Source organism: Microcoleus sp. CAWBG27, from assembly GCF_020883145.1.
Classification (GTDB): Bacteria; Cyanobacteriota; Cyanobacteriia; order Cyanobacteriales; family Microcoleaceae; genus Microcoleus.
The window spans coordinates 24,401-39,104 of the sequence record NZ_JAHREU010000058.1; the positions used below are offsets into that span (position 1 = coordinate 24,401).

The window sequence follows — 14,704 nt, forward strand, 5'->3', positions numbered from 1 at the left end:
AATTTAAGGGTTATATAAGCTGTCAGTCATACCTCATCTTTTTGAGAAAGGCCATATAGCGGATCTAGCTCCCATATTCGCGGACGTTGTTGGGAAGAGAGCCCTATACGTTCAAGCGGTTATAAGCTGTCAGTCATACCTCATCTTTTTGAGAAAGGCTATAACATCTCTGACAACAGTAAAAACCTTTTTTTACTCTCCCCAGAGCGTCCCCGCACAGCAAAGCTGATATACATATAGTGTCCCGGCACAGCAAAGCTGATATACATATAGCAACTGTCCCGCACACCAAAGCAGCGTGTAAAAGCAAAACACAGATGCGGCTCTTGGAAAAAGCAAGAGGAAATGACGAAGAGGGAAGGGGCAATCGACGGCATGGGGCAAGTGCAATGCGAGAACTTCCTAACCGTCGGGCCCGGTGGTTATATTTCAAAATTCGCGATTTCCGATTCCTAGGTGCGTAAATATACGCAAGCAAATATAATAACTTTATAATTCTAGGTCTTGTGCAAGCCGAGGATTGCGAAACTTCTTTTTGCCATACTACACATACTTAGGCTAAAAGTATCGATTCGCAACCATTATTCAGCTTGTTGTCAATTTCTGAATAGTCGCCACACAACCGGGCAAGCCACTATTTATGAATCCTTTACACTAGCTTGAAATTATCGAATCTTCCTCAGATGAGTATCGCAACGAACTTTAATATTTGATTGAAAAAGTTTATGCTTAAAAGATAGGCAGGGATTAAATATAACAGTGCTTCCCTGAGTAACCATGTCACACTCCAACCAATCCATCTATGCTTCCAGCAATGCCACAGAAATCTGCGGCACTGCTGCCAGTTGGCAGGAAAAAGCCGATCGACTAACGGTAGAATTAAGCAACACGCGCGATCGGCTTCAGGCAGAAATCGATCGCCTGAAGCAAGACAACCAAACCCTGCACGCCGCTGTCAGTTGTGCTCCAGTTTTCCTGTGGGCAACCGACAAAGACGGCAGGTTAACCCTTGCAGCAGGCAAAGGATTGGAAAATTTGGGGCTCGAACCGGGTGAGGCTGTCGGAGAGTCGATTTTTGCAGTTTACAGCCAGCCAGAGATCTTAGAAAATATTGCCCAGGTAATCGCAGGAAACGATCGCACTTGGAATACCCGACAGGGGACTTTTATTCACGAAATTCGATCGGCACCGCTGCTCCATGCCAACGGCGAAGTTGTCGGGGCTGTCGGTGTTTCTACTGATATTACCGAGCGCGAGCGAGCCATGACAACTCTCTCTCTTTCAAATCAAGAATTAGAAGACAAACTTACTCTGCAAACGGCAGTCTCGAATGCAGCACTGGCCGAAAGCGAAAAAAAGTACCGCAACCTCGTAGAAACCTCCCAAGAGTTGATTTGGTCGATCGACATTCAAGGCATCTTGACTTTTGTCAATTCCGCCGCCAAAAGGATCTACGGTTACGAACCCCTAGAAATGATCGGTCGTCGCTTTGCAGATTTTTTGATTAAAGAAGAAAAAGCCAGACAAATAGAAATATTTGCCCAACTCTTAGCAAGAACCAGCCTTCAGCCACAAACCCCTAATTTGCCTTACGAAATAGTACACATCCGCAAAGACGGTACCCCCGTCCACCTGCGCGTCAACAGCATCGTCAACCAAGCTGAAAACGGCGCTATTTTAGGCTTGTGCGGAACGGCGACAGATATTAGCGATCGCAAGCGCTCCGAAGAAGCACTCCAAGAAGCTACAGACCAACTTCGCGCCGTCTTGGATGCCGTGCCCGGACTGATTTCTTGGGTCAGTTCAGATTTGCGGTATATTGGAGTCAACCAGCACTTAGCAACCTCGTTCAAACGGTCTCCTGAAAGTTTTGTCGGGGAAGAAATCAACTTTCTCGACAAAGGCTCAACTTTTGGACAACTGATCCGAAACTTTTTTCACAGTTCATGTCAGCAAACCTCCCAAGAAATAGATATAGAAATTAACGGCTTAGCCTGCAATTATTTAATAGTAGCTCAAAAATATCATCAAGGAACCGCAGCAGTTTCCGTAGGAATAGACATTACCGAGCGCAAGCGCGCCGAAGCTCAAAAAAGCCAATTAATCGTTTCTTTGCAAGAGTCTGAATGCAAATTTCGGAGCCTTTACGAAGCCACCAGCGACGCAGTAATGCTGATCGAAGAAGACAATTTTTTTGACTGCAACCTCGCCACCCTAGCAATTTTTGGTTGCAGCAATCAAGAACAGTTTTACGGCAAGAAACCTAGCGAATTCTCCCCGGAATTTCAGCCTAACGGACAAGACTCGTGCAGTCTAGCAACACAAAAAATATCCGCAGCAATGCAAACAGGTAGCTGTCGCTTTGACTGGGTGCACAAACGGCTAGACGATTCAGAATTTCCCGCAGAAGTGCTGTTAAATGCAATGGAAATTAACGGTAGAAAAATAATTCAAGCAGTAGTGCGGGACATTACAGATCGCAAGCGCGACGAAGATCGCATCAAAGCATCCCTCGCAGAAAAAGAAGTCCTCCTCAAGGAAATTCACCATCGCGTCAAAAACAACCTTCAAGTTATTTCGAGTTTGCTCAAACTTCAGTCCCGCTACATCCAAGACAGTCGCGTTAGTGAAATGTTAAAAGAAAGTCAAAACCGAGTCAGATCGATGGCCATGGTGCACGAACAATTGTATCAATCCAAAGACTTGTCAAACATTGACTTTGCTGAATACATCCAAAATCTTGCCCACAATTTATTCCAAGCTTATGAAATTCATACAGAAGGCGTCAAGTTGCAAACAAATATTGCGCCGTGTTCTATGAATATTGATACGGCAGTTCCTTGCGGGTTAATTATCAACGAGCTTGTGACAAACTCGCTCAAGTATGCTTTTACAGGACAAACTCAAGGTAAAATAAAAATAGATTTTACTTTAGATAATAACCGGGTTTGCGTGCTAGCTGTGAGCGACAGTGGAATTGGTTTTCCTCCAGACTTAGATTATCGAAATGCCCGAACATTGGGTTTGCGACTGGTCGGGTCTTTGGTCAAGCAAATTCGGGGTAAAATAGAACTGTTAGAAACGGCTGGCACGAATTTTAAAATAACATTTTCCAAGCAAAATAGCACTTCAAGGAGACAACTTAATGTCAAATAAAAAAATTCTGATAGTTGAGGACGAAAGCATCATTGCGGAAGACATTTCCGACAGTTTAATATCTAGAGGGTATAGCATAACAGGTATTGTGTATTCCGGAGAAGAAGCGATTGAATCCGCAGCCGAATTCAGACCAGATTTAGTTTTGATGGATGTTAACCTCCAAGGAGAAATCGACGGAATTACAGCAGCAGAAGAAATTCGATCGCGCTTTCAGATTCCGGTAGTTTATTTGACAGCTTATGCGGACGAAAACACTTTGCGGCGCGTCAATGCAACGAAACCTTTCGGCTATATTGTGAAACCATTTGAAGAAAAAAACTTGCACACAACTATTCAAATAGCTCTCCACCGACACCAGCATGACTGCTTGACAAACTTGCCAAATCGTTCGCTGTTACGAGAGCAGCTAAGTCTGCTATTAGACAAGCAAAAAGAATTGCCCGAAATGATTCCCGTTGTCATTCTTAGTTTAGATAGAATTAACCGGATTAACAGTACCTTGGGGCACGATATCGGCGACTACGTACTTTGCAAAGTTGCTGAGCGGTTGAGCAACTGCACGGAGAAGATTAATATTGTGGCTCGTTTGGAATCTGCCGAATTTGCAATTGTTCTCGAACCAGTTGCCGAAAAACAGGATGCTGCCAAGATTGCTCGAAACATTTTAGATATTGTAGCCCAAGCTATGATTGTCAAAGGCTCGGAACTCTATGTCACGGCAAGTATGGGTATTTCTTTGTCTCCTGGCGACGGCAACGATGGAGAAGAATTGCTAAAAAATGCTTATACAGCTATGTACAATTCTCAGGAAAAAGGTGGCAACAAGTATCAGTTTTATACGGCAAAAGTTGCGAATAATTATATCAATAAATTTACTCAAGAGACTTGCCTGCGTAATGCTTTAAAACGCTCGGAATTTGAAGTTTACTATGAGCCACAAATAGAAATTAAAACCGGAAAAATTATTGGTGCTGAAGCTTTGGTGCGCTGGAACCATCCAAAAAGGGGCAGAGTTTCCCCTGCGGAATTTATTCCCATGGCTGAAGAGATGGGCTTGATTGCACCGCTGGGCGAATGGGTGTTAGAGACGGCTTGCAGGCAAACTAAAGCTTGGCAAACAGAGGGTTTGCCTCCGCTGCGGGTAGCAGTCAACGTATCAGCCCGCCAGTTCGATCGCAAAAATTTGACGGAGAGAGTCAGCCAGATATTGAGAGAAACTCATCTCGATCCTAAATTCCTGGAATTAGAATTGACGGAAGGTCTAATTTTGCAAGATGAAGCGGCAGCATCTCAAGCTTTTACTGTGTGGAGAGATATGGGGATTAGGATAGCAATTGATGATTTTGGCACGGGATATTCTTCTTTGAGTTATCCGAAACGCTTGCCGTTTGATGCGCTAAAAATTGATAAGAGTTTTATTCGCGATATTGCTGACGATCGCCAAAATGCTGCGATTACAATAGCGATTATTCAAATGGCGCACTCCATGAATATGACTGTGATTGCTGAGGGGGTAGAAAATCAGCGGGAACTTTCTTTTTTGTGCGTACACGATTGCGACGAAATTCAAGGTCATTTTTTCAGTCAGGCTTTGCCAAAGGCTGAGTTTGAAGTGCTGCTCAAAAGCGATAAGTGCTGGAATTTTTAGGCATTGGGAATGGGGCATGGGGCATGGGGCATTGTTCAACAGTTGACAGTTGACTGTTGACAGTTGACTGTTGACAGTTGACTGTTTGATAGCGATCTTTACCTTTAAGTCCGAGGATTGGAGTAATGAATAGTCTAATACCATTTTTATAAAATTGTGCAATACGCTTGACCCCCCTAGCCCCCCCTTGTAAAGGGGGGGGGCAAGAATACTGTTGCTTTTTTTTTAATTAGTATAATTTTAATTTCTCCCGATCGGGGTTGGGGCTTTCAACCAATTCTTTCTGGTAATTTTCCGCAATGACTAATGACTAATGACTAAGAGGGCGGACACTCAAGGCAGGGCCCCTACCAACTGACAACTTACTAATTTAAAAGATTCGCCCAACCAGCCAATTTCCCAACCACAGCCCGAAACCAGAAGTAGCCACTAACAGGATAAACGTGTAGATCCCGCCATTGCCGATCGACCTTTCCCCAGCTACCATCCGCGCCACAACTCCCGCAACAATCCCGATCGCAGCCCAAGCCCCATAAACCGCCTTAGATCCCGCCACAGCCAAGGCTTGGGGTAAAGCCTCCCAACCCGCCCCAGCCAAAACGCCCGCCCACGCACCAATCAAGAGCCCGATCGCACCTCCAAGCCCGACGGGCCCACCAGAATGCACGCCTAGTTCCGCCGCCAGCCCGCACATCAAGCCCACAATCCCCCAACAAACTGCCTCCACTAACACCTTCAGCCAATTACCGGAACCCGTTCCAGCCATCAATCCCACCACTGTCAGCACTCCCGCTGCTGCCAAAACTACAGCCACGGCCCGGGACTGGGCCTCTGAACTGGCGATCGCCCCCAGACCAGCCCCAACTAGCGCCCAAGCAGCCCCTGTTGCGATTCCTCCCGCCTGAAAACCGGCGATCGACCCCCCCACCGTCCCAGCCAAAACTAACGCCGCCAGCCACACTCTAGGCGTTGCCGAGCCCTCCGCCAGCAAAATCGCGGCCCACAGCCAATCCGCACCCCAGATTAAAGTGAACATCCACATTGGGGCGTCAACTTTTGTCAAAATGTAGCTTGTCACAGCGTAACTCCCAACTGCGATCGCCAACGGCCCCCAAGGGAAGATGGAATATTTTTGAGATAGCTGCGGTTTTGAGTATTGAGTCGGAAATTCTTTTTTCCGGTTCGGGGTAAGGTAGGGATATTTTTGAGATGGCCGCGCTTCCCTCGCTACGGTGGGCCCATATGGCTTTTTTCCCCACGTTTGGCGATTTTGAGTTGTAAATCGTTTCTTGTTTTTCGGGTTGTTTGAAGTGGGATTTTTGTGGGATGCTGCTTTTTTTTGCCGGGTTTGAGTGCGCTGGGAACCGGGCTTACCGCCTGATTTTGCAGATCGCCTTCTCAGTGGCTTTTCGGGCGGCTTTTCTGGTGGTGGGGGCGGTGCGGGCTGCTGAGATTGTTTGTCGATCGACTGCGGTGGAGGCTGAGTCAGAAATAACACCAACTCGTCGTAAGCTTGATTGATTTCTATTAATCTTTGTTCGGCTTTTTGTTGCAGGCGATCGTTGTGAGCAAACCGATCGGGATGCCACACAAAGGCTAAATCCCTGTAAGCGCGCTTAATTTCTTCTAGGGAAGTTCCAGGCTCTATTTCGAGGATTTCGTAGCATCGATTAATGTCACCCATAAACTTCGTCGGCTGGTGTTGTTCAACAGTTGACAGTTGTAGGGGCAGTGCCCCCGTGCCTGCCCTCTTAGTTGACAGTTTGAGAGCTACCTCAACCCTTAAGTCCGAGGATTGGAGTAATGAATAGTCTGATTTTAATTTCTCCCTCAAAGCGAGAGACTTTCAATTAATTCTTTCTGGTAAATTTGCGATCGTACTTCTTATCTTCTACTATTCTCAGGCAAGCTGCACAATAGGCCGGTGCCGATCGACCAATTTTAGATTTTTGATTTGGGATTTTAGATTTGAGAATTGGGAATGAGTTATTATATAAGGGTTTCGAGCTTTTTTAACGTTGCGTTCGGTTTTGAAACAGGGATGACAACTGGGTAGAATGGAAAAATAGTTTCGGGCGATCGCCATCTGTGTCAGTGTCGGAAAATCAACCTCCCACCTTCATCTTAGTTGACGGCCACTCCCTGGCCTTTCGCTCCTACTTCGCCTTTGCCAAAAGTCGAGACGGAGGCTTGCGAACTACCACAGGCATTCCCACCAGCGTCTGTTTTGGCTTTCTCAAGTCGCTGCTGGAAGTTATGGCCGCCCACGATCCCCAGTACATGGCGATCGCCTTTGACCTCGCCACGCCCACTTTTCGCCACGAAGCAGACGAAACCTACAAAGCCGGTCGTGCCGAAACCCCCGAAGACTTTATCCCCGATCTCAAAAACCTGCAAGAACTTTTGGGCTATCTAAATTTACCAGCAGTCACCGCTCCGGGCTACGAAGCCGACGATGTTTTGGGAACTTTGGCGAACAAAGCCAGCGCCGCGGGTTATGCGGTTAAAATCCTGACGGGCGATCGAGATTTGTTTCAATTAGTAGAAACCGAGAAACACATCAGTGTATTGTACTTGAGCACGGATGAACTCAGGCGATCGGGAAAAGGCAAATCCCAAGAATACGGCCCGGAAGCAGTCAAAGAAAAACTCGGAATTATACCAGCACAAGTAATAGATTACAAAGCTTTGTGCGGCGACAAATCCGACAACATTCCCGGAGTCAAAGGCATCGGCGACAAAACCGCCCTGCAATTATTGGAAGCTTACCATTCCCTCGATGGCATCTATGCTGCGATCGACGAAATTAAAGGCGCAACCAAGAAAAAGCTCGAAGAAGGCAAAGAAGCAGCCTATCATTCTCAAAAAATGGCGACAATTATTCAAGACGTTCCCCTAGAAATCAACTTAGAAGATTGTCAGCTCAAAGGTTTTGACGAAGCAGCCTTAATTCCGATGCTGGAAAAGTTGGAATTTAAAACATTTTTAGGCAAAGTGCAACAAATTCAAAAACGTTTTGGTGGAATTATTTTTAATGAAGAATACGCCTTATGGTTTTGGACTTATGCTGATACCATAGCCGATCGGGAAGCAAAAAAAATACCGATCAAACCCCAAATAATTCAAACAATAGAACAGTTAAACGAATTAGTCCAACTGCTGGAAACCTGCACCGACAAAACTACACCCGTGGCGTGGGATACCGAAACCACCGCCCTCGAACCGCGAGACGCCGAATTAGTCGGAATTGGCTGCTGTTGGGGAACAGGCGAACAAGATGTTGCTTACATTCCCACCGGACATAAAACGGGAAAAAACTTAGACAAAGCCACTGTTTTAAATGCTTTGCGTCCGATTTTGGAGAGCGATAATTATCCCAAAGCGCTGCAAAATGCTAAATTCGATCGATCGATCCTGCGCTGTCAAGGAATCAAACTAGCAGGAGTCGTCTTCGACACCATGCTAGCCAGTTACGTACTCAATCCAGAAACTAGCCACAGCCTCAGCGAATTGTCAAAAAAATACTTAGGTATTGTCGCCAAAAGTTACAAGGAATTAGTACGAGCAAAAAACCAAACAATTGCTGACATCAGTATTCCGGCGGTAGCCGACTACTGCGGCATGGATGTTCACACCACATTTCAGTTAGTAGGTAAACTGAAAACCGAATTAGATAAAGCTGATGAAGCTAACTTTCCCGATAAGTCTTTGCACAAGTTACTGCTGGAAGTAGAACAGCCCCTAGAACCTGTTTTAGCTGAAATGGAATATCAGGGTATTCGCATTGACACAAAATATCTTAAAGAACTCTCCGACCAACTGGAACCGCAATTAGCAGCAATTGAACAAAAAATTTATAACGCCGTACCTCTTGATGATTTCAAGGCTTATCTCGCAGAAAAAATCGAACAGATTGAACCAACTTTAGGGACGGTTCCTCAGAAAGTTTACGAGGCCGTACCCAGTGCAATTTTAAAGCCTTATCTCAAGAAAGTCTTGCCAAAAAATAACCTTGATTTGGCTGAAATTAAGCAGAAAGTTCACAGCACAGCACCCAGTGAAATTTTAAAATTGAACTCACCAGCCCAGTTGAGCGAACTGCTGTTTGACATACTCAAGCTCAATACCCAAAAGTCTCGTAAAACCGCGACAGGCTTCTACTCCACGGATGCTGAATACCTAGAAAATTTGCAAGGAGACCATTTGGTTGTGGATGCTATCTTAAACTACCGTACCCTGCAAAAGCTTTACTCTACCTATGTAGATGCTATACCGAAGCGGGTGCGTCCCGATACTCAGCGATTGCATACTGATTTCAATCAAATTGTTACAGACACAGGTCGTCTCTCTTCTTCTAATCCTAATTTGCAGAATATTCCCATCGGTACGGACTTTTCTAGGCAAATTCGCAAGGCATTTGTGCCGGAAGAAGGTTGGTTGATGGTGTCGGCTGACTATTCTCAAATTGAATTGCGGATTTTGGCTCATTTGAGCCAAGAGCCTGTTTTAATCGAAGCTTACCAAAACAATCGAGACGTGCATACCGTAACAGCTCAAATTTTGTTTGAAAAAGAGGAAATAACTCCCGACGAGCGCAGGTTTGGCAAAACGATTAATTTTGGGGTAGTTTACGGTATGGGTGCTATTAAGTTTGGTAGATCGATGGGCAAAAGCTCAGCAGATGGCAAGGAATTTATTCGCCGATTTAACGAGCGTTATAGTAAAGTTTTTGAATATTTGGAGAAACTTAAAAAAGAGGCGATCGCGAATTGCTATGTCTCCACAATTTTAGGCCGTCGTCGCTATTTTGAATTCGAGGGTAAAAACATCAAACAAGTCAAACAAAATCAGCAAAAAGCAGAAGATATTAACCTAGATGAATTCAAGGGCATGAGTGAAAATGACGCCCAATCTTTGCGCGCCGCAGCTAACGCTCCCATTCAAGGCTCCAGTGCTGATATCATTAAACTTGCCATGATTGAGGTAGACAAAATTTTGCAAAACTATCAGGCGCGGCTGCTGCTGCAAGTTCACGATGAATTAATATTTGAAGTACCTCCCGATGAATGGGAAGAATTGCAGCCAAAAATTAGAACGGCGATGGAAAGTGCTCTGCCGCTTAGCGTACCCCTGATAGTTGATATCCACGCGGGGCAAAATTGGATGGAAACTAAATAAAAAAAAGAAAACCATGACACAAAATAAAATCTCCCTTTCGCCTACAATCACCAGCTTGAGCGCAGTTGCTCTGCTTTTCCTACTCTCCGGCTGTCCGCAAAAGCTACCGCCCAACAATTATGCTGTCAAACGAGTCAGCGACGGCGATACTCTTGTCGCCAGCGATGCCGCCGGCAAAGATATTAAAGTGCGTTTTGCCTGCGTAGATGCACCAGAAATTGCTCACACTAACGCCGAAAAAAATAGCAAAAAAGCAGCATATAAAAATCAGTTTAAGTGGGGCAATCTAGCCGAGCAAAGAATGCAGCAACTCGTCAAAGAAGGGGGCGGTCGCGTCGTTTTGACAGTCACTGATACTGACCGCTACGGCCGCAAAGTTAGCGAAGTTCGCTTACCAAATGGCACATTTGCTCAAGAAGTTTTGGTGCGCGAAGGATTAGCAATGGTTTACACTCCATATTTAAAAAATTGTCCTAGTGCAAGTATTTTGAAACAAGCAGAAGCCGAAGCCAAGAAAAATCGCCGCGGTATTTGGGGAGATTCTAAGTTTGTGCCAGCTTGGGATTTTCGGCACAGCGATAAATAAAGGAAGAGTTGACAGTTGACAGTTGACAGTTGACAGTTGACTGTTGACAGTTGACAGTTGACAGTAAATGTAGGGTGCGTCGCCACGAACAACTCTTGTTGCTATTGAGAGATATCGTAGCGACGCACCTTACCACTTATAACGGGATGAATAACAAAGGAGGTGATATTACAGGGTAAACGATCTACTCAATCAAAGTTCAAAAGCTTAGCAACACAGGTTTCTGTGTACCCGATTTTTTTGAAAAAGGCGATCGCCAAAAAATCAACCTATATGTCAATACGGTTTACTTAACACTTTTTATGCCCCGGAGATCCCCCTCGCATCCCCCTGGTTGTAGGGGGGCTTAAGAGCTTTCTTGTCCCCCCCCTTTTTAAGGGGGGTTAGGCAGGGCGGTTTTATTGTCGTCAGACAAATTAGGTACGTAGTTGCGATCTTTGCGCTCTTTCTTAATCTTATAAAGAGCGCTCAAGCGCAACTACGTACCTTGGCCGATCGCGCGAGCCGACCTTTGAGCGATACTTTTGGTAGTTTTATATCTCCTATCCTGACAATTAATCCACCCTGCTTTTTAAGGGGGGTTAGGGGGGATCTGCCTTAAGTAAACCGTATTGACCTATATGTATATTGACATCAGCAAAATTATGTTGTTGAGGTGGTATCTGCGAAGCTTTATCAGACATTTGAGAAACCTGGTTTCTAGACACCGATGCGGAGCATCCTAATTTAGTACAATACAACGAGGACGAGGTTCTGCTCGTAGTGTCCGCAATCTGTGGAATTTGGGCAATAGCTGATATCAAATCCGCCCTTCATCGTCCTGTATTCATCTCTCTTATCTCCCTCTGTGTTCTCTGTGTTCTCTGCGGTTAAATCATTCCGATGCAACCGGAAACGATATGACGGCAGATTCATCCAAGGTCAGACATGAGTTCGATGGGAGCATCTCAATGAACGCAAAAAGCATTTTTTTGAAAGTGCCGTCCTCGAAGAGCGTGCTTTACCAGAAAGAATTGCTTGAAAGCCCGCCTGCCTGCTCGGGAGAAATTAAAATCTGACTATTGATTACTCAAATCCTCGGACTTAAGGGTAGAGGTAGCTCTCGAACTGTCCCAGGTCAACTGTCAACTGTCAACTGTTGAAAAAGCTTTGCTGTGTTCCCGACAGCACTACAAATGCAAAACCCAGATGTACCCAGTTCGATCGCACTTTTCTCTTAGCTGTTTTTAGAACAGTCAATAAATGTGATAGGCTCCAGATAAATCAATAGACTGCCACGAAAAGCGGTCTATTGCAATCACCCAGAAATTAGTTTGAGGGGACATCAATGAATATCAAACATCTCACTATCTCCGGGATTGCACTCCTGCTTGGTACTGCAATCGTAGGAAATGCTATTGCTCAAGAACTGACCAACGAGCAAAAAACTGTTACTTGTCGGTTGAAAACAGAAGTTGACCAGCGTTCGAGCAACGGTCAAAAATTGGTGTTTTGGCCATTGATAGGCACTGTTCGCAAGCAAGTTTCATCTCCTTTTAGAGCAACGCTGCATCCAGATATTGAGTATGTTTTTGTAGCCACTTGCGACGGAAATTGCCAGGATTTAAACCTAACCCTCAAGGATGCCAACACTGGCCAAGAAATCGGTACGAGTCAAAAGACGGGCGAACTGGTATCAATCTCTTTTACTCCGCCATCCCAAGGGGAATATCAAATCACTGCCAAGCCTGGCGAATGTACGAAGGAAGAGGGTTGCAGTTTTGGTATGGGAATCTTCGTTCCTGCCTCTGCTACCGTACCTAATGCTTCAAAACTTCCTGCTGACTTAGCACAATTTCGACTTTGCCAGTAGAAGAATAGCGATAAGTTGTGAGTTGCGAGTAGAGTTGAGGCTTGAATCACCAATCAAATTCATAACTCGCAACTTATAGCGGTTCTCATAAATATGAGTTATGTCAAATTCTGATACGATCGCCCTGAGAGCACACACAAGCGAGCGTCTTTACCGGAGAGAAGCCTCAGAGATCGTATAGGAACTATCGCTTACCTTTTTGCCCATTACCAATTACCTTTTTCTCAATTACCCTTTACCACAAGCGTGCCAGATCTATCTGAGAAAGGCTATATATAGCAACCGCCCGACGGTGAGGACGTTCGTAATGTCTTAAACCCTGGCTTTTATTGCTTCTTGCTTCTGCCTTCTTGCTTGTGCCATAATTTTTTAACCATAACTCCCCCAAACTTTAAAGCAGGTCGAGGTGTGGAACCCTGCAAAGACCCCATAACTGCCGAAAATTGGCCCTTTGCCAGAACTTTATTTACCCTCAGGCAGGCATCAATTAGAATAATAGATAATGCCCCTCAGGGTGACGAGTATATTGCCCATGTCTTCAACCTTAGCCTCGAACAATCAATCCCAGAACAATTCTCAAATAGGTTTTAAAAGTCTGTTGGGCCGCTTGGGTATCAGGCAAAAAATCGGCTGCGGATACGCCTTGGTCATTGGTATTGCCATTTTGGGCGCCGCCGGAGGACGGGGAGTAGAGTCATATCACAAACAGCAAGTGAGAGAAAAACTCGCGATCGACCGAGATAAAGCCGAAATCCTCACCAATCTGAATAATAGCGCCCAGGAAGTCAGAATTCACCAGCAATCACTGCTGAATCTGACGGCACAACCGCAAATTTTCGATCGCGAACGATCGGACTTTTTGACTCGCGTTGCTCAGATGAGCGGACAGCTAGAACAACTGCAAAGCCAATCGCCGTCGGCTTCTGCCGGTGTTACAAAAGATTACCAAGAGATTCAAGAGTTCGCCAAAGCCCACAGCAAAACCGTAGAAGCTTACTTCCAACAAGTCCAGAAACTGCTGGGGAATGCCAAGTTATCTGGTTTGAATCCGCAGCAGCGGCAGGTATTCCAGCGGAGCTTGAATAATTTTGCCACGGGGAACAACGCTTTTAAACTCGAACAGTTTTCGCAAGATTCAGCCAAACTGGCTGGCACTTTTCGAGACAAAGCAGACGAGGCATTTAGAACCTACGAGAAAGCTGAACAACTCGGAACTCTGATTCTGCTTGGTTCTCTGTTGGCATCAGCGATTATCGCCACCTTACTGGCAATATACACCAGCAGGGCGATCGCCCGACCACTACAAGCCGCCACCTTCATCGCTCAGCGAGTGTCAGAAGAATCGAACTTTGACCTGCAAGTACCCGTTACCACCTCCGACGAAGTAGGAATGCTGGCAATTTCGATCAACGAACTGATCCAAAGAGTCGCGGAATACACGGAAGACTTGCAAGAAGCAAAAATAGCAGCCGAAGCTGCCAACCGCTCGAAAAGTGCATTTCTCGCCAACATGAGCCACGAACTCCGCACCCCCCTAAACGCCATCATCAACTACAGCGAAATGCTGCAAGAAGATGCTCAAGATTCCGGCTCCGAAGACTTTCTCCCCGACTTAGAAAAAATTCAAACCGCAGGCAAACATTTGCTCGACATGATCAGCGATATCCTCGATATTTCTAAAATAGAAGCAGGTCATGTGACGCTTTATTTGGAACACTTCGATGTGGCGACGATGATTGAAGAAGTGATGACTACGGCTCAACCGCTAGTAGAGAAAAAAGGCAATGCTTTAAGGCTGCAAGCAAAAGGCGAACTCGGCATGATGTACGCCGACCAACCGAAAGTCCGGCAAATTCTCCTCAATTTGCTCAGCAATGCTGCCAAATTTACCGAAAAAGGCGTCATTACTATCGAGATCGAAAAAGTTAAAAATGAAAAGCCAAAACCTAAGAAAAGGAATAAAAATAAAAATAATGCTGTTAATTCGGGTTCAAACTACAGTTCTCAATTTTTAATTTTTCGAGTCAGCGATACTGGGATTGGGATGACAAACGAACAATTAGAGCAGATATTTAAACCTTTTACTCAAGCCGATCCTTCGACTACTAAGAAGTACGGCGGGACGGGTTTGGGATTGACAATTAGCCAGCGTTTGTGTCAAATTTTGGGTGGCGAAATTAGCGTTGAAAGTGAGAACGGGAAAGGTTCAGTTTTTATTGTCAGTCTCCCGGAACGGGTGGTGATGCAGGCATGAAAACAGTTGACAGTTGATAGTTGACAG

Annotated in this window: 7 protein-coding genes; 6 read left to right on the plus strand and 1 reads right to left on the minus strand. The window is 45.3% G+C overall.

Annotated features, from left to right (window positions below; all coding sequences use genetic code 11):
• Positions 1-777 precede the first annotated feature (777 nt).
• Both QZ938_RS25205 and QZ938_RS25210 read left to right on the plus strand, forming a co-directional pair.
• Positions 778-3,156: a PAS domain S-box protein gene (locus QZ938_RS25205; protein WP_293149264.1), complete on the plus strand. Its 2,379-nt coding sequence runs from the start codon at positions 778-780 to the stop codon at positions 3,154-3,156.
• Complete coding sequence (locus tag QZ938_RS25210; RefSeq protein ID WP_293149265.1) at positions 3,146-4,807, plus strand: EAL domain-containing protein; 1,662 nt, start codon at positions 3,146-3,148, stop codon at positions 4,805-4,807. The genes QZ938_RS25205 and QZ938_RS25210 overlap by 11 nt, the downstream gene beginning before the upstream one ends.
• Positions 4,808-5,177: 370 nt before the next feature.
• On the opposite strand, the gene QZ938_RS25215 is transcribed toward QZ938_RS25210, so the two are convergent.
• Positions 5,178-6,491 carry a J domain-containing protein gene (locus tag QZ938_RS25215; RefSeq protein WP_293353962.1) on the minus strand — a complete coding sequence of 438 codons (1,314 nt, stop codon included), beginning with the start codon at positions 6,489-6,491 and terminating at the stop codon, positions 5,178-5,180.
• Positions 6,492-6,901: 410 nt separating this feature from the next.
• Here QZ938_RS25215 and QZ938_RS25220 point away from each other — a divergent pair, with 410 nt between their 5' ends.
• The 4 genes from QZ938_RS25220 to QZ938_RS25235 all read left to right on the plus strand — a co-directional run bounded on the left by QZ938_RS25220 (position 6,902) and on the right by QZ938_RS25235 (position 14,677).
• A complete protein-coding gene (locus QZ938_RS25220) occupies positions 6,902-9,985 on the plus strand; it encodes a DNA polymerase I (protein WP_293354006.1) in 3,084 nt (1,027 codons plus the stop codon).
• A 13-nt stretch (positions 9,986-9,998) separates the two neighbouring features.
• The gene (locus tag QZ938_RS25225) at positions 9,999-10,571 is read left to right on the plus strand and encodes a thermonuclease family protein (protein WP_293149267.1); all 573 of its coding nucleotides are present in this window, start codon (positions 9,999-10,001) and stop codon (positions 10,569-10,571) included.
• A gap of 1,327 nt (positions 10,572-11,898) precedes the next feature.
• Entirely contained in the window at positions 11,899-12,423 is a 525-nt protein-coding gene (locus tag QZ938_RS25230; RefSeq protein ID WP_293149269.1) for a hypothetical protein, read from the plus strand.
• Positions 12,424-12,955: 532 nt separating this feature from the next.
• Positions 12,956-14,677 carry an ATP-binding protein gene (locus tag QZ938_RS25235; RefSeq protein WP_293149270.1) on the plus strand — a complete coding sequence of 574 codons (1,722 nt, stop codon included), beginning with the start codon at positions 12,956-12,958 and terminating at the stop codon, positions 14,675-14,677.
• The last annotated feature ends 27 nt before the right edge of the window (positions 14,678-14,704 follow it).

Coding starts and splice junctions, on each gene's coding strand:
- QZ938_RS25205 (WP_293149264.1), top strand. CDS start 778: ATGTCACACTCCAACCAATCCATCTATGCTTCCAGCAATGCCACAGAA.
- QZ938_RS25235 (WP_293149270.1), top strand. CDS start 12,956: ATGTCTTCAACCTTAGCCTCGAACAATCAATCCCAGAACAATTCTCAA.
- QZ938_RS25215 (WP_293353962.1), bottom strand. CDS start 6,491: ATGGGTGACATTAATCGATGCTACGAAATCCTCGAAATAGAGCCTGGA.
- QZ938_RS25210 (WP_293149265.1), top strand. CDS start 3,146: ATGTCAAATAAAAAAATTCTGATAGTTGAGGACGAAAGCATCATTGCG.
- QZ938_RS25225 (WP_293149267.1), top strand. CDS start 9,999: ATGACACAAAATAAAATCTCCCTTTCGCCTACAATCACCAGCTTGAGC.
- QZ938_RS25230 (WP_293149269.1), top strand. CDS start 11,899: ATGAATATCAAACATCTCACTATCTCCGGGATTGCACTCCTGCTTGGT.